Here is a 21,238-nt window from a genome sequence, read left to right as displayed (position 1 = left end):
AGCGGCTCAGGTACGTGCGTCATCCTTAACGTTCGTTGACGAGAGGATCTGAATAATGGAATCCGCAACGCGGCAACTGATTTACGTTTCACGCGATCCCAGTGCTGACCTCAACGCGCGCTTCCATGAGCGGGGCTGGCATGTCGAAGTAGTCGGCTCGGCGCGCGACGTGCGCCGCGCGGTGCGCGCCGGCACGGCGGCCGGCGGCCTGCTCGACCTTTCCAGCTGTTTCCAGCAACACGAAATTGCCGCATTCGAATCCTGTCTGACGATGCCCAACGTCGGTTGGGTCGCGGCCACGGCACCCGGCCAACTGCAGGACGCCGCGCTGCGCCGGCTCGTTCGCGATTACTGTTTCGACTACGTTACGGTCCCTTATTCAGGCGATCGCATCGTCGATTCCGTCGGCCACGCGTACGGAATGATCTCGCTTGGCGAGACCGCATCGAACGATGGGACACAAACGACGGGCACCGAAGGCGAAATGGTCGGCTCGTGCGATGCAATGCTCGCGCTGTTCCGCTCGATCCGTAAAGTCGCGATGACCGATGCGCCGGTGTTTATTTCAGGCGAATCGGGCACCGGCAAGGAACTGACCGCGGTGGCGATTCACGAGCGCTCCGCGCGTCGCAATGCGCCGTTTGTCGCGATCAATTGCGGCGCGATTCCGCCGCATCTGCTGCAATCCGAACTGTTCGGTTACGAGCGCGGCGCGTTTACGGGTGCGAATCAGCGCAAGATCGGCCGCGTCGAAGCGGCCAATGGCGGCACGCTCTTTCTCGATGAAATCGGCGATCTGCCGCTCGAGAGCCAGGCGAGCCTGCTGCGCTTTTTGCAGGAGCGCAAGGTCGAGCGTCTCGGCGGGCACGGCTCGATCGAGGTCGACGTGCGCATCATCTCGGCGACACACGTCGATATGAACAGCGCGATGATCGAAGGGCGTTTCCGTTCGGATCTGTATCACCGTTTGTGCGTGCTGCAGATCGACGAACCGCCGCTGCGCGCGCGGGGCAAGGATATCGAGCTGCTTGCGCGGCATATGCTCGAACGCTTCAGAAAAGATGCGAGTCGTCGTCTGCGCGGCTTCGCGCCCGATGCGATCGCGGCGCTGCATAACTACAGCTGGCCCGGCAACGTGCGCGAGCTGATCAACCGCGTGCGGCGCGCGATCGTGATGTCGGAAGGGCGTGCGATCACCGCGCGCGACCTCGAATTGTCCGAGTACGTCGAGATCGTGCCCGTGTCGCTCGCGCAGGCGCGCGAAGCAGCCGAACGGCAGGCGATCGAACTCGCCCTGTTGCGCCACCGCGGGCGTCTTGGCGATGCGGCGCAGGAACTCGGCATTTCGCGTGTCACGCTATACCGGCTTCTGTGTTCGCATGGCATGCGGCATATGGAAAGCGAACAGATGACACCGCACGCGGACATGCCTCCGTCGGTTCAGCACCTTTGATCTGAGCCGACACTCAACCTGGTCGTTGCATTGCCAGGCGGTCGAATGTCGTGTGTGTAGCACGGCAAGATCGGCGCTCGTCCAGTCAGTGCTCAGGTTCGAAGGCAGCACGCGGCATGCTCAGATGCGGCCGGTGTTTGCGCGAAGCTGCAGTGCGCATCCAGCACCTCTTCCAAGCTTGCTAGAATCCGGGTTTCCCGTCGTCACGCGACGTCGCCGGCGCTGCTTTCCCGACAGCGGCGCCACGCCGAAGGAACCCCGAATGAAACAGTATCTCGACCTCGTCCGCACGATTCTCGACACCGGTAGCTGGCAGGAGAATCGCACCGGCATCCGCACGATCAGCATGCCGGGGGCGATGTTGCGCTTCGATCTGCAGCAGGGATTCCCGGCTGTGACAACCAGAAAGCTCGCATTCAAATCGGCGATCGGCGAACTGATCGGCTTTCTGCGCGCGTCGCGCAGCGCGGCGCAGTTTCGCGCGCTCGGCTGCAAGGTGTGGGACGCCAATGCGAACGAAAACACGCAGTGGCTCGCGAATCCGTATCGCGAAGGCGCGGACGACCTCGGCGGCGTGTATGGCGTGCAGTGGCGTCAATGGCCTGCGTACAAGGTGCTCGACACGACCGCGAGCGCGCAGCTCGAAGACGCGGCCGCGCGCGGTTTTCAGCCGGTGACAGAATTCGAAGAGGGCGGCAGCCGCAAGGTGCTGCTGTACAAGGCGATCGATCAGTTGCGTCAATGCCTCGACACGATCATGCGCAACCCGTCGGACCGCCGGATTCTGTTTCATGCATGGAATCCGGCCGTGCTCGACGAGATCGCGCTGCCCGCGTGCCACCTGCTGTATCAGTTCCTGCCGAACGTTGCGCGCCGCGAGATTTCGCTATGCCTCTACATTCGCAGCAACGATGTCGGCCTCGGCACGCCGTTCAATCTGGCCGAAGGGGCGGCGCTGCTGCACCTCGTCGGCCGCTTGACCGGCTATACGCCGCGCTGGTTCACGTATTTCATCGGCGATGCGCATATCTACGAGAACCAGCTCGAAATGCTGCAACAGCAACTGGCGCGCGCGCCGTATCCGAGCCCGCGTCTCGAGATCGCGGAACGCGTGCCGGAGTATGCAAAAACGGGTGTGTACGAGCCGCAGTGGCTCGACAGGGTCGAACCGTCGGACTTTGCGCTGGTGGGGTATCAGCACCACGAGCCGCTGACGGCGCCGATGGCGATCTGAGGCTTGTATCGGGGGCTCGCGGCACGCGTTCGATCCGGAACGGACGGCGCGAATTGCTGCCCGTTCGCTGTCTGAAGCGCAGCTATCGATAGACGAGGCCCGCCGCAAGCAGATTGCGGCGGGCTTTGTTCATTGCCGGTCAGGTGTCGCTGGCCGTTACCCGTGGCGATGGTCGTCGCGTCCACCGCCGGTCGCGCGCTGCTCCTGATGGGGTTGAGGCCGCGGCTGTTGCACCGGTTGCGGCCGCGGCTGCGGCTGCGGCTGCGGGTGAAACGCGGGCCTTGGCTGCTGCACCTGCTGCGGCCGTGGCTGTGGCTGTGGCATCGGCTGCGGGCGCGGTTGCTGAACCTGCGGCGGGTGGAACTCAGGCCGCGGCTGCTGAACCTGCTGCTGCGGCCTCGGCTGCTGCAATGGCTGCTGCAACGGCTGCGGATGAAACTCGGGACGTGCCTGTTGCATCGGCTGTTGCGCCTGCGGCGGACGAGCCCCCGGCTGCTGCACCTGTGGCTGCCCTTGCGCGGGCGGCCGAGGCGCGTTCGCCTGCGGGTTGAATTCGGGCCGCAGCTGTCCTCCATGCGTCTGCTGCGCTTGCGGCTGTGCCTGCATCTGCGGCGGTCGGCCCGCGCCTTGCGCGATCGGCTGGTCTGGCCGGCCGCCACGCTGTTGCCCGATCGGTGTATGCGGCTCTGTCCACGACGGCTCCCGGCGCTGGCCTTGCGGCACATTGCCCAGTTGCTGCGGACCTGCATGCGTGCCCGGATTCGGCATGCCGCCGGCAAATTGCGGCGGCCGCGGCACACCGTTGCCCGGCCGTGCTTGCGCATTCGCTTGCTGCGGCATGCCGGCGCCCGCCTGCGCGGGCATCGGCGGTCGAGCTTGCCCCGGTGCACCGCCCGCGAACGGCTGCGGGTGCGGCACGCCGTTGGGCTGGCCGCCCGGCGGCCGCCCATTCGGCTCTCCGCGTATCCCAGAAGGCGCGAAACCCGCTTGCGGCGGCATCCCGGGCCGTGTCTCGCCGCCCGCTTGCCGCCCCTGGACCGAACCGGGCCCGCGCACGGCGACGAGCCGCACGTTGGGCTGCGGCCCGCCCGCCGCGCCGATCCTGCTACCGCGAAAGCTCGCGGGCACCGACGTATGCACGACCGGATTGCCGGCGCCCGCCACGCGCCCGCCGCCATGCGCGAACTGCTGGGCCAGACGATCGCGGTAGGCCGGCGGCACGTCCGGCCGGCGCGTCGCTACGACGGGACGGCCGGACGCCGCCGCGGGAGGCCGGAACGCGGCATTGCGCATGCCGGGACCGAAGCTTTGCCGGACCGGCGCGATGCCCGGTGCGCCCGCGTTGAAGCGTGCGTTATGCCATTGCCGCGGATCGACCTTCTGCGCGAAGCGATTGACGGGCTGCCCGTGCACGAACGCGGTCGCAGGCACGCAGGTGATCGCATGCGGCGCGCGGTAGTTGATGTACGTGTTGTGGATGTTCGTGATGCGGTTGTGCACGTAGATCGGCCGGTTCACACGGTCGTAGTAGCGCGGGCTCCAGCCGTGCCCCCAGTGCGGATGCCACGGCTCGCCGGGGCCGAGCGCAAACCATGCGAGCCCGGCGGTCGCGACGCCGCCGACCGCAAGACTGACCCCCCAGTCGACCCCGCCGCCGTCGCCGACGAACGCGACGAGCGCCGGCGCATAGACGGGCGGCTCGCTGACGATTTCGCCGGGCACCCAGGCCCACGAGTTGCCGATATACGCCCAGCGTCCGTAGTGATATGGCGCGAAACCCCATGGCGCATCGTCGACCCAGGTCCAGCCCCACGGCGCCTGCCACACCCAATGGCCGTCCTGATACGGCGCCCAGCCTGCCGGCATCTGGTTCGGCGTCCACACCGCGCCATACTGCGGGTTCTGGCTCCACGTGCCGTTCGCGTCGAGATCCTGATAGCCGGGCACGTCGCGCGACACGTAGCGCGCGGACACGGAATTGTCTTCCGCGGCGTCGCGGCTCGCGGCCCACTGGTCGAGCGCGTCGGGCGCCGGTGCGCCGTTGCTGGCGACCTGCTGCAGATTCGTGCCGGAAAAGCGGATCTGCTGGCCCGCGGCGACCGGCAATTGCCCGCTGTCGCCATAGACGGTCGCATTGCCGCCGCGCACGGTGACGGTGGTCTCGCTGCCGTCGGGCGCGACGTCGACGCGATAGTCGCCTGGCCCGTCGATGCCGAGCGCGAGATTCGGCGTATCGATTTCATACGACGTGCCGGCCGGCAGCTCGCGCACGCGCGTCGACAGCGTGCCTTGCGCGACCTTCAGTTGCGTGCTGTCGTCGTCGAGATTGAGGATGTCGACATTCGTCGATTCGCCGACGCGCACCGCGGTCGAGCCGATATGCAGCTCCGAGCGCGCGCCCTTATCGTTCCACAACTGATCGCCGGTGGTGAGCGGCCGGTTGACCTGCGCGTACGACCAGTCGGTCGCGCCGGCCGGTTCGGTCGTCACGGTGCCGGCCATGTAGTTCAGGCGCGCGACGCGGCCCGGCGGGTCGGCGTCCTGCGCGCCGGCCGGCTGCGCGGCCGGCCCTGCGGCATTCGGGGGCGGTGGGGCTTCCTGTGCATAGACGCGCGGCGTGCCCGACGCGACGAACAGCGCGGCGGCAACGGCCGCGATCGCGGTCGCGACGGCGGGCGAAGCGGCGCGGGCAGTACAGGCAGTGCGGGAATTCGAAGAACCGGATGTGTGCGTTTTCATTAGTGTGACTCCGTCGGGTGCCACGCGAGAGACGGCACCGTGTGAAATCACTGTACCCGCGGCGCGTATTTCAAGACGCGCTCATTTGTAAGCTATCCGGCCCGCGCTGTAACAAGACGTGTCGTGCGACGCGCAGCCGTTTCGCACCGGGCCGGCGGTGCGAAGATCCCGCGTTGGGCTTCGCATTATGCGCCGCGCAGGAAGTCGTCGAAATGACGGTGACCGGCGGGCGTCACGCGCAGCACGCGCGGCCGGTCGGTGCGCTCGACAAAGCCGTGCGACGACCATGCGTCGAGTAGCGCCGCGCCGAGTGCGCCGCCGACGTGCGGACGGCGCTCGCTCCAGTCCGGGCATGTGCACGCGAAGCGGCGGCGCAGCGCGCGCTGGCTGGCGACGTCGATGCCCCAGCCGGCGAGCCGTTCGGCGCCGGCGGGCGTGGCGTCGAGCCGGTCGCCTTCGCACGAGAGCAGGCCGTCGCCGACGAGCCGCTCATAGACGCGCACCGCCAGTTCGCCGGCCATATGGTCGTAGCACGTGCGCGCATAGCGCATGTCGACGGGCACGGTGCGCGCGGGGCGTGGCGTCGGCCGCTGCGGTGCGGCTGCCTGAGCGAGATTCATGAGCGCTTCGATCGCTGCCGCGATATCGGGCGTCGCGATCCGGTAATAGCGGTGCCGTCCGCGCACTTCGAGCGCGAGCAGACCGCCGTCGGTGAGGCGGGCGAGGTGCGCGCTCGCCGCCGACGGCGAGAGGCCCGCGATCAGCGTCAATTCGCCCGCCGGGCGGGCGCTGCCGTCCATCAGCGCCCACAGCATCGCGGCGCGGCCGGGATCGGCGAGCAGCGCGCCGATACGGCTCAAGCCCGGGAATTGGCCGGTTGCTTCGGTAAGCGGATTGGTCATCGGAGGTCGTCGGGTTTTCTGCAATCGAAGATGCCGGTGCGGCCGGCGCGCGGGGGAGGCGGCGCACCCGTCACGACTCCACTGTAAACCTGGCTCGCATCCGACGTTTCAGGATCGCGCGAAATGTCGGATGCGCAGGTGTCGAACCTGGGAACCGCGGTATCCGGCCGGATCGCCCGCGCGAGGCGCGTCGGCGTTGCGTCCGTCCGTTCCATCTCGCGCAACCTCGCCAGGCTAGAATCGGAAACGCGTTTTATCCGGGAAACACAATCCGATGAAAGTCATTCTTGCCGCTTGCGCGGTCATCGCCGTGCTGTCGTGCGCCGCTTGCGCGCAAGGCGGCGCGAGCACGCCGGTCGGCTCGTCCGGCAGCAGCATCGAGATGTACGGCACGATCGACGAAGGCGTCACGGTGCGCAAGTAAGGCGCGTCGCGGATGGCGGCCCGATTTTTTGCGGCGCTCGTATAATCGGCTCCTTTCAATTCGCAGATCGACCGGAGTCAAGATGAGCACCCCTTCCGCCGCACCGCTGGATCGTTCGGAAACGACCTTCCGCTTTCTGGCCGAGCCGACATCGGTCAACTTCGGCGGCAAGGTGCATGGCGGCGCGTTGATGAAATGGATCGACGAAACCGCGTACGCGTGCGCCGCGGTCTGGTCGGGGCGTTATTGCGTGACGGTCAGCGTCGGCAATATCCGTTTTCGCCGGCCGATTCACGTCGGTAATCTGGTCGAGCTGCGCGCACGCGTCGTCGCGACCGGTCGCACGAGCATGCATATCCATGTGTCGGTGTTCGCCGGCGACCCGAAGGGCGGCGAGCTGATGCAGACTACCGACTGTCTCGTCGTGATGGTGGCCGTCAACGAGAACGGCAATCCGCTGCCGGTGCCGGCCTTCGTACCGGTCACCGACGAACATCATCGCCTTGCGAAGTACGCGATGGACGTGAAGGCGGCGCTCGACGCGATCGTCGAGCTGAAGCCGGAAGAAGTGGCGCAGGGAAAAGTTTGAGATTCGGTTCGAGATTCGGTTTGAGGTGCTCGCGAGGCGTCGGCGCGACGCCTCGCATCATCTGAAGCAGCGAGCCCGACCGGCCGGCTCGCTCAGCCCTTCACGTGGCCGACCATCTCGTGCGGCCGCACCCATTCGTCGAACTGCTGCTCGGTCAGATGACCGAGCGATAGCGCGGCCGCCTTCAGTGTCGTTCCTTCCTTGTGCGCTTTCTTCGCGATCTGCGCGGCCTTGTCGTAGCCGATGTGCGGATTGAGCGCGGTCACGAGCATCAGCGATTCGTTGAGCAGCGTATCGATGCGTGCGCGATTCGGCTCGATGCCGACCGCGCAGTTGTCGTTGAAGCTCAGCGCGCCGTCCGCAAGCAGACGGACCGATTGCAGCACGTTGTGCGCGATCATCGGCCGGAAAACGTTGAGTTCGAAGTTGCCGCTCGCGCCGCCCACGTTCACTGCGACGTCGTTGCCGAACACCTGGCAGCACAGCATCGTCATCGCTTCGGACTGCGTCGGGTTGACCTTGCCCGGCATGATCGAGCTGCCCGGCTCGTTTTCCGGAATCGCCAGTTCGCCGAGACCGCAGCGCGGGCCGCTTGCAAGCCAGCGAATATCGTTCGCGATCTTCATGAGGCTCGCGGCGACGGTCTTCAATGCGCCGTGCGCGAACACGAGCGCGTCGGCCGCGGCCATCACCTCGAACTTGTTCGGCGCCGACACGAACGGCAAGCCGGTCAGCTTGCCGATCGCCGCCGCGACCTGGTCGGCGAATTGCGGATGCGCGTTCAGCCCCGTGCCGACCGCGGTGCCGCCCTGCGCGAGCTGATACAGGTGGGGCAGCGTCGATTCGACATGGCGCATGCCCTGATCGAGTTGCGCGACATAGCCCGAGAATTCCTGACCGAGTGTGAGCGGCGTCGCATCCTGCAGGTGCGTGCGGCCGATCTTCACCACGTCGGCGAATGCCTTTGCCTTGCCGTCGAGCGTATCGCGCAGCGTCTTCAGCGCGGGCAGCAGATGCTTGACGATGCCCACCGCGGCGGCGATATGCATCGCGGTCGGAAACACGTCGTTCGACGACTGGCCGCGGTTGACGTCGTCATTCGGATGCACGAGGCGCGCTTCGCCGCGCTGGCCGCCGAGCAGCTCGCTCGCGCGGTTTGCGATCACCTCGTTGAGGTTCATGTTGGTCTGCGTGCCCGAGCCCGTCTGCCAGACCGCCAGCGGAAATTCGCCGGCGTGTTTGCCTTCGATGATTTCGTCGGCTGCATGAACGATCGCCTTCGCCTTGTTCGCATCGAGCACGCCGAGACCGAGGTTGACTTCCGCTGCGGCGCGCTTGATCACCGCGAGCGCATGAATCAGTTCCGGCGACTGTTTCTCGCTCGAAATCCTGAAGTTCTGCAGCGAGCGCTGCGTCTGCGCACCCCAGAGACGATCGTTCGGCACCGCAATCTCGCCGAACGTATCGCGTTCCATCCGTACATCTTCGGTCATGATTTCACTCCGCTTGAGGTTTGACGACGGCGCGCGGCGGGCGCACGCGGTCAAAGCTCGTCGTCGACTGGTAAAAGCAGGAACAAACCTGTCAGCACATTCCGGTAGAAACCGGCATTCGGGTCCACGTCGTAGGTGACCGTGCGACCGTCTTCCTCGTCGGTCCAGACGAGGTGATACGGGTTCTCCGGTCCGCGGAAAAAGAACCGCGACGGATCGGCAAGCGTGACGTGGTAGCTCGACTCCGGTCCGGTCACGCGGTCGAACAGCGTCGCGACCTGCTCCGCGAGCGGCGCGCTGTGGATCACGAGTCCGAGCTCGGTGTTCAGATGCGCGGAGCGCGGATCGAGATTCATCGAGCCGATCACGAGCGTCTTGCGATCGAACACGAGTGTCTTTGCATGCAGGCTTGCGCGCGATCGCGAGCCGAACATGCCGGTGCGCGTGCCTTGCTCCTGCACCGGCTTGAATTCGTAGAGCTCGACGCCGGCTCTGAGCAGCGGGTCGCGGTATGGACTATAGCCCGCTTGCACCGCGACCGCATCGGTGGCGGCGAGCGAGTTGGTCAGCACTTTCACCTTGACGCCGCGTGCGGTGAGGCCGGCGAGCGCTTTAACGCCCGCGTCGTGCGGCACGAAATACGGCGACGTGATCAGCACTTCCTGCTGCGCATCGTTGACGAGTTCGGCGATACGCGCGATCACCGGGCTCTGGTAATCCGCCTGCGGCAAGCGGACTTTCGCCGGCGCATCGGCGTTGAACTCCGCCGGCGCCCATGTGAGGCCGAGTTCGTCTTTCTGGATTTGCGACGCGAGCGGCGTGGCGTTCAGCGGCTTCGCGTCGTACGGGTCCGCGTTCTTGTGCCAATGCTCGCGCAATGCGTCGCGCGTCTCGTCGAGCTGCTTCGGATCGAACGTCTGCCGGTTGAGCGCGCGCAGCGGGTATGCGCTGCTGTCGTTCCAGTATTCGTCGAAGCTCGCGGAAATTTTCGCGGTGATCGGGCCGGCTGCGAGCACGTCGATATCGCGGAACTGCAGCGTCGGGCTCGCGCTGAAATACTCGTCGCCGAGATTACGGCCGCCGACGATCGCGAGCTGGTTGTCGGCGATCATCGCCTTGTTGTGCATGCGTCGTGTGAAACTGCCGATCTGCGTGAAGAAGTTTTCTGTGCGCTGGTAGAGGCTGCCTTGTGCGCTGCCGAACGGGTTGAATACGCGAATCTCGATGTTCTGATGCGAGTTCAGCGACGCCATGATGTCGTCGAGATCCTTGAAGTTCAGATCGTCGACGAGCATGCGCACGCGCACGCCGTGGTCCGCCGCGTAGAGCGCCGCGGCGAGCAGCAGCTTGCCGGTGGTGTCTTCGTTGGCGATGTAGTACTGCATGTCGAGCGTTTTCGTCGCGGCGCGCGCCAGCGCGATGCGCATCTGCAGCGCTTCGGTGCCGCTCGACAGCACCCGGAAACCCGACTGGCCCGGATGCGCCGCTTCCGGCGCGGCAAGCGCGGCGCCGAGCGGCGTGGCCGTCGATTGCGGCAGCGCGTGCGTGACCGGCGGCTCGAACGACGACGCGGGCGGACGTGTCGCGCAGCCGCTCAATGCAGCTGCTGCAACGGCCGATGCGGCGATGAACGTGGTGCGGGCCAGCGTCAGCGAGGTCTCGCGCGAGCGGCGCAACGTCGAAAGCGTACGAATTACCGGAACAAGTACGGACAGGATCGGCCATGCGCTGCATGGCGCAATTTTGCGACTTTGACGATCGTACGACGGCACGCTGACCCTCCGACTTTTTGACTTCGCGCTAACGCCTCGCGGCCAGGCGTCACGTTGGGAAGGTCATTCTAAGTGGAATCGGCAAAGTGGGTCGGGAAGATCGCAAGCATGGTGCGGGCCAACGTCGCGATGGTCGGGCGAGCGGATCCGCAAGCGACCCTACGCTGACTCGCGAGCCGAGGCCGCGGTCGACCGGCTGTCGCGACGGACTTTCCGATGCCGCATGGCGTCGCGCATGCAGCATCGCGCCGCCGCTATCTGCAGCGGCGCGCGCGGCGAGATCAGCGAGGTTCGCTGTCGAGCGTGGCTGCGCGCTCCGTTTGCATCGTCGTATGCGGTCGATTCGGTCGATGCGGGTCGCGTGCCGGCCGGCCCGCCCAGAAGCCGGCGAGTAATGAACCCGACAGGTTGTGCCATACCGAAAAGAGTGCGCCGGGCAGCGCGGCAAGCGGTGCGAAATAAAGCTTGCCGAGCGTTGCCGCGAGGCCCGAGTTCTGCATGCCGACTTCGATGGCGAGCGTGCGGCAGACGGCTTCGTCGAAGCCGAGCAGGCGCCCGCCCCAGTACCCGCCGAGCAGACCGATGCCGTTGTGCAGCACGACGCCGAGCGCAACGGTGAGACCCACCGACGCGATGCTCGCCTGCGTGCCGCCGACCACGGCGGCGATGATCAGCAGGATCGACACCATCGAAACGAGCGGCAGCACGGGCTCGACGCGGCGTACGAGCCTGCCGCACAAATGGTTGATCGCGAGGCCGGCCGCGATCGGCAGCGCGACGATCTGCACGATGCTCAGCAGCATGCCGCGCACGTCGACGGCAATCGACGCGTCGACGTACAGGCGCGTGAGCAACGGCGTCGCGAACACGCCGACGAGCGTGGACAACGCGCTGATCGTGACCGACAGCGCGACGTCGCCGCGCGCGAGATAGATCATCACGTTCGATGCGGTGCCGCTTGCGACGCTGCCGACGAGGACCATGCCGGCGGTCAGATCGGGCGGCATGCGCAGCAACTTCGCGATGGCCCATGCGGCGAGCGGCATCACGAGATAGTGGAGCACGATGCCGGCGACGACCGGCGCGGGGCGGGTGAAGACGCGCTGAAAATCGGCGATCGACAGCGTGACGCCCATCGACAGCATGATCAGCGTAAGCAGCGCCGTCACGTGCGGCGCGATGCCGGCCACGGACGCAGGCGCGCAGTAAGCGGTCAGCGAAACGAGCACGGCCCACAGCGGAAAGAGACGGGTAACGCGGGAAAGCATCGAGGCGGTCCTGTTGTTGTTGGTGTGTGCGGCGCATTTTACCGGCGGTGCGCGGCGGCGCGCCTCACTGGTTGCGCGCGCAACCAGATCGACGCGATGCCGCGGCATCGTATCGCGCAGGCATGCCGCGACCACCGTCCTTACGTTACGCCTGCACGGCCGCGATATGACGCGCGCTGATCCGGTGAAAGCGCAATGTCATCAGGATCGCGACGCTCGAGAGCCCCGCGGCAAGCCCCCACCAGAGTCCGAGCGCGCCGAGCCTGAAGTGGAACGCGAGCACATACCCGGTCGGAAAGCCGATTCCCCAGTAGCCGAAGGTCGCGGCGATCATCGGCACGCGCGTGTCCTTGAGGCCGCGCAGGCAGCCGGACCCCACCGTCTGCATGCCGTCGACAATCTGGAAGATCGCCGCGACGCCGAGCAGCGAACTGGCAAGCGCGACCGTGTGCGCGTTCGACGGGTCGTCGAGCTGCAGATAGAGGCCGACGATCCAGTGCGGCGCGCTCACCATCACGAGTCCCGACAGCGACATGAAGCCGACGCCGAGCCCGAACGCGGCGAAGCCCGCATGGCGCGCGGCGAGCGGTACGCCCGCGCCCGACCAGTAGCCGACGCGCACATTCGCGGCCTGGCCGATCGCGAGCGGCACCATGAAGGCCACCGACGCGACGTTCAGCGCGATCTGATGCGCGGCAAGCTGCGCTTCCCCGAGCAGGCCGACCATCAGGCCGGTCGCGAGAAACAGTAGCGATTCGACGCCGTACGTGATCGCAACGGGCCAGCCGATGCCGAACAGTTCCCCCATCAGCGGCACGTTGGGCCGTGCCGCGGCCACGAAGTGCCGGTAGCGCGGCCGCAGATGGAGCAGCGCCATCAGCATCAGCGCGGACAGCCAGACGGTGATCGTCGTCGCGACGGCCGAACCGAGAAAGCCCAGACGCGGCAGTCGATATGCGCCGTGAATGAGGCCGTAGTTGAGAAAACCGTTGAACACGACGCTGGCGACCGAGACCCACAGCAAACGCTTCGCCGCGCCGATCGCCGGCAGGAACGAGCGCATCAGACCGACGCCGATCAGGCTCGCGGGCGCGCCCCAGCGCAGCACCGCGCAGTATTCGCCGATGTGCTCGGCGAGCACCGCCGGTTCGCCGAACGTCTTCAGGATCGGTGCCGCGAACGACAGCAGCACGAAGGCGGGAACGGCGAGCAGGATCGAGAGCACGAAGCCGGTCCAGTAGATGTCCGGCACGCGCTCGTCGGCCTGCGCGCCGCGCGCGTGCGAGACGCTGACGCTGACCGACGTCAGCACCCCTTGCAGCAGCGTGACGACGAAGAAGAACAGGTTCGCGCCGAGGCCGCCCGCGGCGAGCGCATCGGGGCCGAGCGAGCCGAGCAGCACCGTGTCGGTGACGCTCATCGCCATCTGCGACAGCTGCGCGATGGCGAGCGGCGCGGCGAGGCGCGCGGTGTCGGCGGCGTGACGCGTCAGCGACGGCGGCCCGGCAAGCGGGGGGGACAGACCGGATTGGGACATGACGGCAGCGTGGCGCGGCACCGCATGCACGGCGCGCGCGGCATGTAATGTTTTTGTCAAAGCGAACAGCTTATTGCGTCGCGCGGCGGCTGTCGATCAGCACGCACGTTCATGGTGCGGAATTTTTGCGAAGCCGGGTGCCCGGGCGGCGCGGCCTCGATCGCAAACGTCGCGAAGCGCCCGGTGCGCAATCGCCGCGCGCACGCGATCGCGGCGCTCACGCTTCGTGGACTGCGATGCGCGTATCGCCGAGCAGCACGACCTGGCCCGCGCGGATCTTGCACGTTTTGCGCAGTTCGATCTGGTCGTCCACTTTCACCGCACCCGATGCGACGAGCGCCTTGGCGGACCCGCCGCTGTCCGCGAGGCCCGTGAGCTTCAGCAGATTGTGCAGTTCGACGTAATCGCCGGTCAGCGTGAAATCGAGGTTGGGCATGGCAGTTGCGGAAAAGGACAACGCATGTCGTCGCGGGACGACGCGCGATGCATCGGAAAGGATTCGCATCATAAGCGAAAGCGAGCGGGGCGTCGCCCTGCGGCGTGACGCGCGAGCGGGTTTGTTCCGAAGACTCGAAGACTTCGCGCGCAACCGGATGTTATGCAGTTGTCAGAGAATGAAACCATCAGTAACAACGGCGGTTGATTACGAACTTCACTCAGAAAAACGCTGTCGGTAGAAGAGCCTGCTGCGTTTTGCATCGGGTCGAACAAGTGCCGGATGTGCGCCGAGGCGCTGCGTCCAGCCGACAACTTCAGAGAGGATCGCCATGACCGAGCTTCGTTCGCTGCTGATCGGCAGCACCATTGCCGCGCTGGCCACGACCGGCGCCGTCGCGCAGACCTCGAGCCAGGGTAGCGAGCCGGGTAGCCAGCGCGTTACCGGGGCGAGTCAGCCCAACCGGGTTTATCAGGTGCCCGCGTCGCCGCAAGCGCCGGCCCCGCAAGCAGCCCAGATCGCGCAGCAAAGCGCGCCGACCACCATGCCGTCGGGCACCCCGCCGAATGCGCCTGCCACGGCGCCCGCCGCGCAAGGCGTGCAAATGCCCGCGCCGACGCCGGCCGGCACACCGCCGCGGCAGACGCTGACCGCCCCGACGCCGCCTGATCCGCTCGTGCAGAAGCGCGATGCCGACGCGCGCGCCAATGCCGAGTATCACGACGCGAAGAAGGCGTCGAAGGCGCAGTACAAGGAACAGTTGAAGAACGCGAAGATCAATCGCGCGGCAGACCGGCAGGCCGCCGCCAACCAGCTGAAGATCGATTCGCAATCGGGCAACGGCACGCAGGTGCCGGATGACGAGACCAAACACTGACTGAACGCGCGCTAGCCGCGCTTACCGATCACCTTGACTGAAGGAGGGATAGCAGATGACCCGATCGACAAACCGGTTGCTTGCCGCATTGATCGTGGGCAGCGTGTCGACGTTCGCCTTTGCGCAAACGTCGCACGATCCGGCCGCCGAGCCGATGACGCACGCCGATAACAAGGCCGCGAAGGAACAGGCGAAGGCCGACAAGAAGGCTGCGGTGGCCCAGGCGAAGGCAGACAGGGAGAAGGCCGACGCGCAGTCGGATGCCAATAAGGCCGCGGCGGATGCGCGCGTGAAGGACGCGAAGAAGCAGGAGTGACAGGCGGCGGCGTGCGTGCCGAAAAAAGGGCGCTTGTCGCCGTACATTGTATGGATATACAGTATGCGTCGCCCTCACTTCGTTTCCGTTCGCACGCCGTGCCTTCCGCCGCCGCTTCCACGTCCGAATCCGCCTTTGCCGCGTCCGGCGCCGATATGCCCGGCGCTTCTGCCTCGCGTGCCGGCGCGTCGGGCGCCGCCGCCTGGCTAGCCAGACTCAATGACGAACAGCGCGCCGCCGTCGAATACGGCGCCGACGACGCCACGCGTGCCCCCGGGGCGCTGCTCGTTATCGCGGGCGCGGGCTCGGGCAAGACAAGCACGCTTGCGCACCGCGTTGCGCATCTGGTCGTCAAGGGCGCGGACCCGCGGCGCATTCTGCTGCTGACGTTTTCACGCCGCGCCGCCCTCGAGATGACGCACCGCGTCACGCGCATCGCCGGCGACGCGCTCGGCGCGCGCGCGGCGCTCGCCCAGGGTTTGACGTGGTCGGGCACGTTCCACAGCGTGGGCGCGCGTTTGCTGCGTGAATACGCTGATCTGATCGGCCTCGCGCAGACCTTCACGATCAACGATCGCGAAGACTCCGCCGACCTGATGAACCTCGTGCGCCACGAACTCGGCTTTTCGGGAAAGGAGCGGCGGTTCCCGTCGAAGTCGACCTGCTTTGCGATCTATTCGCGCGTCGTCAATACGGGTGCACCGCTCGGCGACGTGCTGAACAGCACTTTTCCGTGGTGCCGCGAATGGGAAGCCGATTTGCGCGTGCTGTTTGCCGCGTACGTCGACGCGAAACAGAAGCAAAGCGTGCTCGACTACGACGATCTGCTGCTTTACTGGTCGCATATGGCGGCCGAGCCGTCGATCGCGGCCGATCTGTCGAGCCGCTTCGACCATGTGCTCGTCGACGAATATCAGGACACCAACCGGTTGCAGGCGTCGATCCTGCTCGCGCTGAAGCCCGATGGCCGCGGCCTGACCGTCGTCGGTGACGACGCGCAGTCGATCTATTCGTTTCGCGGCGCGACCGTGCGCAACATCCTCGATTTTCCCGCGCACTTCGACCCGCCGGCGAAGCAGGTCACGCTCGAGCGCAACTACCGGTCGACGCAGCCCATTCTCGCGGCGTCCAATGCGGTCATCGGCCTCGCGTCGGAGCGCTTCACGAAGAACTTGTGGACCGACAAGGCGTCGGCGCAGCGGCCGCGCCTGGTTACGGTCGCCGACGATGCCGCGCAGGCGCGTTATGTCGTCGAACAGGTGCTGGCCGCGCGCGAAGCCGGCGTCAAGCTGAAGTCGCAGGCGGTGCTGTTTCGTGCCGCGCACCATAGCGCCGCGCTCGAGGTCGAGCTGACCCGGCGCAACATTCCGTTCGTCAAGTTCGGCGGACTCAAGTTTCTCGACTCGATACACGTGAAGGACGTGCTCGCGGTGCTGCGCTGGGCGGAAAATCCGCGCGACCGGGTGGCGGGTTTTCGCGTCGTCCAGTTGCTGCCGGGCGTGGGGCCCGCCACGGCGGCGCGCGTGCTGGACATGGCGGCCGGGGCTCCGTCGGCCGGCGTTTCGGCGGCTGGCAACCCCGCGGTCGGCGACGCGGCTCCTGTAGCGGCGCGCACCGCCACGGCTCAAACGCTCGCCGGCTTCGTGCCGCCGCCGCGCGCGCAGGAAGACTGGCCATCGTTCGTCGCACTGATGTCGACGCTGAACGAACGCAAGTCGGTGTGGCCCGCCGAATTCGAGCTGATCCGCCGCTGGTACGAACCGCATCTCGAGCGCAATCACGAAGACGCGATGGTGCGTCACGCGGACCTGCTGCAAATGGAAAGCATCGCCGGCACCTATGCGTCGCGCGAACGGTTTCTGACCGAATTGACGCTCGATCCGCCCGATGCGACGAGCGGCGAGTCCGGCGTGCCGCTGCTCGACGAGGACTATCTGATCCTGTCGACCATTCATTCCGCCAAAGGCCAGGAATGGCGCAACGTATTCGTGCTCAACAGCGTCGACGGCTGCATTCCGTCGGACCTCGCCACGGGCAGCGACGAAGAGATCGACGAGGAGCGGCGTCTGCTGTATGTCGCGATGACGCGCGCGAAGGAAGATCTGCATATCGTCGTGCCGCAGCGCTTCTACGTGCACAACCAGACGCATCTGGGCGACCGGCACGTATGGGCATCGCGTACACGGTTTATTCCAGTGGACCTGGTGCCGCTGTTCGACGCCTACGCGTGGCCACCCGTGGCGGTGACCGCCGCGCCGACCGCGGCAGGGCTGGCGGCTGCCGCGCAAGCCAAAGTGGAAATTGCGGCGAAGCTCAGGAAGATGTGGGAATGAGCGAGCCTCGAGCAGACACCCGGGTGTGATCGCGCAAGCGGCCGCGGGCGCGGAGCAGAGCGCGCCCCACTCTAGCGCGGCTGCCGCTGCTGCTGCTGTTGTTGCGGCGATTGAGGCCGCGGCGCCGGCATAAAGAAGTTGCGCAGCCACGCGGCGAGGCGCGTGAACACGTCGTACGGCTCTTCGACGAAAATCTCCGGCTTCAGCAGCCGCAGGTATTCCATGATCTGCTGCGCTTCCTGCTTCTGAAACGAGCCGTGCGTAATGCCGAGGCGCAACAGACCGCGCAGCTCGCCGAGCTTTTCGCGCGCGGTGCTGCCGAAGCTCGTCTCGCAGGCGACCTTTGCTTCGTACACGCGCTGGCGCAGCGATTCCGCGAGCCGCCACGCGGGCGTCTGCATCGATTCTTCAACGGTCTGAATGTCCTGGGCCGCCGACTTGATCTGCGCGGCGAGCGGATCGACGAGATTCGGATTGCATTGCGCCTCGTTGACGATCGCGGTCGCCCATTCGCGGCATTGCTTCGCGAGTTCTTCAGGCGTCCATTCGGAGCGGGAGGCGAACGCAAAGCCGAAGTCTGTCGCCTGTCGCATCAGAATCGCGACAACGTCAGGGAATTCCTTGTCCAGCGTACGTTTGGCCCATGCGTATTGGCCGCCTTGCAGCATCCGCTGCACGGCGTGCTCGGTCAGCGGCACCATGCTGTCGAGCAGCTTCGCACGCAAAAAATCCTCGAACGACGGCGTCGCAAACTGCGCGTCGAGTTTCAGCGAGACGCGTACGAACGCGTCGAAATCCTTGCGCAACGAGGCGACAGTCTCGTCCTTCAATGAAAGGGTGATTTGCCCCATGTCATATCCCGTTTGGTCATCCGGCGCGGCATCGCATGCGCGAGAGCGGCTTCTGGCCACTGTGTGAAACCGTAAAACTGCGCGATTGAACGATGCGCGACACGGTCGAGGCCGGGCTGCCCGGCGCTCGCGGAAGCATGCCAGGCTGATGGACCTCGACTGTTTATCGGCGGCTGGAATTGAAACTTGAGGAAATCGGCTTCCGCCTGAATCGGCTTCCGCCTATCCAGGCAGCAGCGCTTGCCACACGAAGAACACCGCGAGAGCGGCCGCGATGGTCAGCAGCGGACGTTTCGTCAGCGCGCTGACCGCGACTGCGGCGAGCGCGCCGACCAGCTGCGGGTTGCGCCACGTGAGTTCCGCGCCGCTGCCGTGCGGCGAGACCGCCATCGGCACGATGATCGCCGTCAGCACGGTGATCGGCACGAAGCCGAGCGCGGTGCGTACGAGCGGCGCAAACACGAGCCGGTCGCCGAGCACGAAGACGGTGGCACGAATCAGCCAGGTGATCAGCGCCATGCCAATGATCATCAGCACATCGTTCATCGCGGCGCCTCCGAGGTGGTGCGCCGTGTTTCGCGCGACCTCGACAGCAGAACGCCGACCGCGACGCCGGCGAACACTGCGGCGAGCAGGCCGAGCTTGTACGGCCAGGCCTGCCAGAAGAAGGCGAGCGCGCCCGCGGTGACGGCCGCCGCGAGATAGCGCAACGCGACGAGTTGCGGCACGACGATCGCGATAAACGTCGCGACCATCGCGAAGTCGAGGCCGAGCGACTGCAGGCCCGGAAACGCAGCGCCGAACAGCAGCCCGGCAAGCGTCCAGATCTGCCAGTTCAGATACATCGACAGACCCGAGCCGAGAAAATAGTAAGGGCCGACCGAGCCGGGCGGATGCAGCCGGTAGTGCGCCCATGCGACCGCGAACACTTCGTCGGTGAGCAGGCCGCCGAGCGCCCAGCGCCAGCGCGCCGGCAGATGCGCGACATACGGCGCGAGCGTCGCGCTATACAGCACGTGACGCAGATTGACGACGAAGGTCGTGGCCCAGATCACGGCAAAGCTCGCGTGACCGGCGACGAGGCCGAGCGCGATGAATTGCGCCGAGCCGGCGAACACGATCAGCGACATCAGCTGCCCGTGCCACAAATGCAGCGGGCCCGCTGCGACGAGCGTGCCGAAGATCACGCCGAATGGCGCGGCGCCGATCAGCATCGGGATCGTGTCGCGCGCGCCGGCGGTGAATGCGGTGAGGCGGTAGGTGGCTGTCAAGCTGAATTCCTCCGAAGCGTGAGGCTAGCGCAGAGGAGGGCGCCTGGCTTGTACGTTCTTGCGGTGTGGGATGTTCAGGCGCGTGCTCAGGCGCGTGTTCAGGTCGGCTCAGGCGCCTTGCCAGCGGCCCGGCGGCACGCCGAACATCCGGCGGAAGTGTCGCGTGAAGTGGCTCTGATCGGTGAACCCGCTCGCGGCCGCGACCTCGGTGACAGGCACACCGGCGCGCAACGGCGCAAGCGAGCGCTGCAGACGAACCTGGTTGCGCCACGCGTGCGGCGCGAGACCCGTCGCGCGCGTAAAGAGGCGCGCCGCATGAAACGGCGACAACGCCACGGCGTCGGCCAGTTCCGCGAGCGTCACGGGTTCTGCGAGTGCGCTGCGCAGCAGTTCCTGCATCGTGCTTACGCGCTTGTCGCCGATGGCCGCTTGCGGCGCATCGGGCCGCGTGCGGCCGTAGCGGACCAGCAGCGTCGACAGCGCATCGAGCATCGCGGCGTGGGCCGCGAGCGCATCGCTGTTCGCCTCGAGCAGCCGATGCGCGTGCGACAGACGCTGCGCGAGGTCGAGGTCGCGGATCACCTCGGCGTCGAACCACGGTAGCGGTTGCGCGCGCCCCGCGATATCTTCCGCAAGCTGCCGAAGATAGTCGATCGGCGCATACAGCACGCGGTAACGCCAGCCTTCCTCCATCGCGCGCGAACCGGTGTGCAGTTCGCCCGGGTTGATGACCGGCACGCTGCCCGCCTCGGCGACGTAGCGCGAGCCGCGGTACTGGTACGTTTCCGCGCCCGCTTCGATCACGGGAATCGTGTATGCATCGTGCCAGTGCGGCGTGAACGTGTGATCGTGATATTCGGCCGTGAGCAGATCCGCGCCGGGCATGAGCGGCGTGCGCCAGTAGCGGGCGGAATCGCGGAAACGGGTGGTGGTCATCGACTCGGAGCGGCTGGAATCCGGCTAGACTCGCCAGTTTACCGCGCCGCCCGGGCGGACAGACAGAATGCTTTCATTGCCGCTCGAGCCGCGCATCGCGCCTCGACGCGAGGCAGCGCGCTTCGATCATTTCAACGGGATCGTCGTGCCGCCCGGCATCGGCACGGCGCTCACGCTATTTTTCGCGCTGCCGGACACGACCCGGTCGCTGTAGGTCAGATAGACGAGCGTGTTGCGCTTCGCGTCGACGACGCGCACGACGTGCAACGTCTTGAAGATCAGCGACATCCGCTCGGTGAACACGTCGGCCTGCTGCTTGAGCGGTCCGCCCGTGAAGCGGATCGGGCCGACCTGGCGGCACGCGATCGACGCTTCGGTCGGATCTTCGGCAATGCCGAGCGTGCCCTTGATGCCGCCTGTTCGCGCCCGCGACACATAACAGGTCACGCCTTCGACGGCCGGATCGTCGTACGCTTCGACGACGACGCGGTCCGAACCCGTGATATGGAAATTGGTGTTGACGCTTGCGACTTCTTCGGCATGCGCGAGCGGCGCGGCGAGAAGGGCCGCGCTGATTGTCGCGGCGGTCGTCAGAACCGCGCGGATCGCGAGCGGCGCGCGAAGCAGAGTGGGTTTCATCGGGAGACCGGAGCAAAAAGCCACATCGTATACCAGCGTGGTTTCGCTCCGAAAATGCAGAAGGCCCGCACGAAATGCGGGCCTTCGATGTTTGGCTCCCCGACCTGGGCTCGAACCAGGGACCTACGGATTAACAGTCCGGCGCTCTACCGACTGAGCTATCGGGGA

Annotated in this window: 19 protein-coding genes and 1 tRNA gene; 7 read left to right on the top strand and 13 right to left on the bottom strand. The window is 66.4% G+C overall.

Going from position 1 to position 21,238, the window contains the following annotated elements; translation table 11 throughout:
- Positions 1 to 55 precede the first annotated feature (55 nt).
- Positions 56 to 1,453, top strand: a complete 1,398-nt coding sequence (locus QYH69_RS31980) for a sigma-54 dependent transcriptional regulator (protein ID WP_308835672.1) — start codon at positions 56 to 58, stop codon at positions 1,451 to 1,453.
- Positions 1,454 to 1,715: 262 nt separating this feature from the next.
- A complete protein-coding gene (locus QYH69_RS31975) occupies positions 1,716 to 2,687 on the top strand; it encodes a thymidylate synthase (RefSeq protein ID WP_308835671.1) in 972 nt (323 codons plus the stop codon).
- 156 nt (positions 2,688 to 2,843) lie between these two features.
- Here the strand turns inward: QYH69_RS31975 and QYH69_RS31970 are convergent, their stop codons facing one another.
- Both QYH69_RS31970 and QYH69_RS31965 read right to left on the bottom strand, forming a co-directional pair.
- Positions 2,844 to 5,426 carry a DUF6600 domain-containing protein gene (locus tag QYH69_RS31970; RefSeq protein WP_308835670.1) on the bottom strand — a complete coding sequence of 861 codons (2,583 nt, stop codon included), beginning with the start codon at positions 5,424 to 5,426 and terminating at the stop codon, positions 2,844 to 2,846.
- 185 nt (positions 5,427 to 5,611) lie between these two features.
- A complete protein-coding gene (locus QYH69_RS31965; protein WP_308835669.1) occupies positions 5,612 to 6,328 on the bottom strand; it encodes a helix-turn-helix transcriptional regulator in 717 nt (238 codons plus the stop codon).
- Between the two features lie 274 nt (positions 6,329 to 6,602).
- Here QYH69_RS31965 and QYH69_RS31960 point away from each other — a divergent pair, with 274 nt between their 5' ends.
- Positions 6,603 to 6,752, top strand: coding sequence for a hypothetical protein (locus QYH69_RS31960; RefSeq protein ID WP_198039150.1), 150 nt, complete (start codon positions 6,603 to 6,605; stop codon positions 6,750 to 6,752).
- A gap of 82 nt (positions 6,753 to 6,834) precedes the next feature.
- Complete coding sequence (locus QYH69_RS31955; RefSeq protein ID WP_308835668.1) at positions 6,835 to 7,341, top strand: acyl-CoA thioesterase; 507 nt, start codon at positions 6,835 to 6,837, stop codon at positions 7,339 to 7,341.
- Between the two features lie 92 nt (positions 7,342 to 7,433).
- Here QYH69_RS31955 and fumC read toward each other — a convergent pair whose 3' ends face one another.
- The 5 genes from fumC to QYH69_RS31930 form a co-directional block, all read right to left on the bottom strand.
- The gene (gene fumC / locus QYH69_RS31950; RefSeq protein ID WP_308835667.1) at positions 7,434 to 8,834 is read right to left on the bottom strand and encodes a class II fumarate hydratase; all 1,401 of its coding nucleotides are present in this window, start codon (positions 8,832 to 8,834) and stop codon (positions 7,434 to 7,436) included.
- Positions 8,835 to 8,884: 50 nt separating this feature from the next.
- Positions 8,885 to 10,486 carry a phospholipase D family protein gene (locus tag QYH69_RS31945; protein ID WP_374992546.1) on the bottom strand — a complete coding sequence of 534 codons (1,602 nt, stop codon included), beginning with the start codon at positions 10,484 to 10,486 and terminating at the stop codon, positions 8,885 to 8,887.
- Positions 10,487 to 10,887: 401 nt separating this feature from the next.
- A complete protein-coding gene (locus QYH69_RS31940; protein WP_308835666.1) occupies positions 10,888 to 11,874 on the bottom strand; it encodes a bile acid:sodium symporter family protein in 987 nt (328 codons plus the stop codon).
- 145 nt (positions 11,875 to 12,019) lie between these two features.
- Positions 12,020 to 13,411, bottom strand: a complete 1,392-nt coding sequence (locus QYH69_RS31935) for an MATE family efflux transporter (protein WP_308835665.1) — start codon at positions 13,409 to 13,411, stop codon at positions 12,020 to 12,022.
- A gap of 217 nt (positions 13,412 to 13,628) precedes the next feature.
- Complete coding sequence (locus QYH69_RS31930; RefSeq protein WP_308835663.1) at positions 13,629 to 13,847, bottom strand: RNA-binding S4 domain-containing protein; 219 nt, start codon at positions 13,845 to 13,847, stop codon at positions 13,629 to 13,631.
- Positions 13,848 to 14,178: 331 nt separating this feature from the next.
- Between QYH69_RS31930 and QYH69_RS31925 the strand changes: the two genes are divergently transcribed.
- The 3 genes from QYH69_RS31925 to QYH69_RS31915 all read left to right on the top strand — a co-directional run bounded on the left by QYH69_RS31925 (position 14,179) and on the right by QYH69_RS31915 (position 17,373).
- The gene (locus tag QYH69_RS31925; protein WP_308835662.1) at positions 14,179 to 14,724 is read left to right on the top strand and encodes a hypothetical protein; all 546 of its coding nucleotides are present in this window, start codon (positions 14,179 to 14,181) and stop codon (positions 14,722 to 14,724) included.
- Positions 14,725 to 14,779: 55 nt separating this feature from the next.
- Positions 14,780 to 15,040 (top strand): hypothetical protein, encoded by a 261-nt coding sequence (locus tag QYH69_RS31920; protein WP_308835661.1) that lies wholly within the window; start codon positions 14,780 to 14,782, stop codon positions 15,038 to 15,040.
- A gap of 155 nt (positions 15,041 to 15,195) precedes the next feature.
- Positions 15,196 to 17,373, top strand: a complete 2,178-nt coding sequence (locus QYH69_RS31915; RefSeq protein WP_308835660.1) for an ATP-dependent helicase — start codon at positions 15,196 to 15,198, stop codon at positions 17,371 to 17,373.
- A gap of 71 nt (positions 17,374 to 17,444) precedes the next feature.
- Here QYH69_RS31915 and QYH69_RS31910 read toward each other — a convergent pair whose 3' ends face one another.
- The 6 genes from QYH69_RS31910 to QYH69_RS31885 all read right to left on the bottom strand — a co-directional run bounded on the left by QYH69_RS31910 (position 17,445) and on the right by QYH69_RS31885 (position 21,238).
- The gene (locus QYH69_RS31910; protein WP_308835659.1) at positions 17,445 to 18,224 is read right to left on the bottom strand and encodes a DUF4088 family protein; all 780 of its coding nucleotides are present in this window, start codon (positions 18,222 to 18,224) and stop codon (positions 17,445 to 17,447) included.
- Between the two features lie 222 nt (positions 18,225 to 18,446).
- A complete protein-coding gene (locus QYH69_RS31905) occupies positions 18,447 to 18,770 on the bottom strand; it encodes an AzlD domain-containing protein (protein ID WP_308835658.1) in 324 nt (107 codons plus the stop codon).
- The gene (locus QYH69_RS31900; protein ID WP_308835695.1) at positions 18,767 to 19,438 is read right to left on the bottom strand and encodes an AzlC family ABC transporter permease; all 672 of its coding nucleotides are present in this window, start codon (positions 19,436 to 19,438) and stop codon (positions 18,767 to 18,769) included. The genes QYH69_RS31905 and QYH69_RS31900 overlap by 4 nt, the downstream gene beginning before the upstream one ends.
- Before the next feature lie 165 nt (positions 19,439 to 19,603).
- The gene (locus tag QYH69_RS31895; RefSeq protein WP_308835657.1) at positions 19,604 to 20,431 is read right to left on the bottom strand and encodes an AraC family transcriptional regulator; all 828 of its coding nucleotides are present in this window, start codon (positions 20,429 to 20,431) and stop codon (positions 19,604 to 19,606) included.
- 126 nt (positions 20,432 to 20,557) lie between these two features.
- Positions 20,558 to 21,070: a CreA family protein gene (locus QYH69_RS31890; protein ID WP_308835656.1), complete on the bottom strand. Its 513-nt coding sequence runs from the start codon at positions 21,068 to 21,070 to the stop codon at positions 20,558 to 20,560.
- 92 nt (positions 21,071 to 21,162) lie between these two features.
- Positions 21,163 to 21,238 (bottom strand) — tRNA-Asn (locus QYH69_RS31885).

The sequence above is a fragment of the Paraburkholderia sp. SARCC-3016 genome (genome assembly GCF_031119615.1).
Taxonomy (GTDB): domain Bacteria; phylum Pseudomonadota; class Gammaproteobacteria; order Burkholderiales; family Burkholderiaceae; genus Paraburkholderia.
The sequence above is the reverse complement of the archived record's forward strand: the minus strand, read 5'-3'. Positions and strand labels throughout refer to the sequence as shown.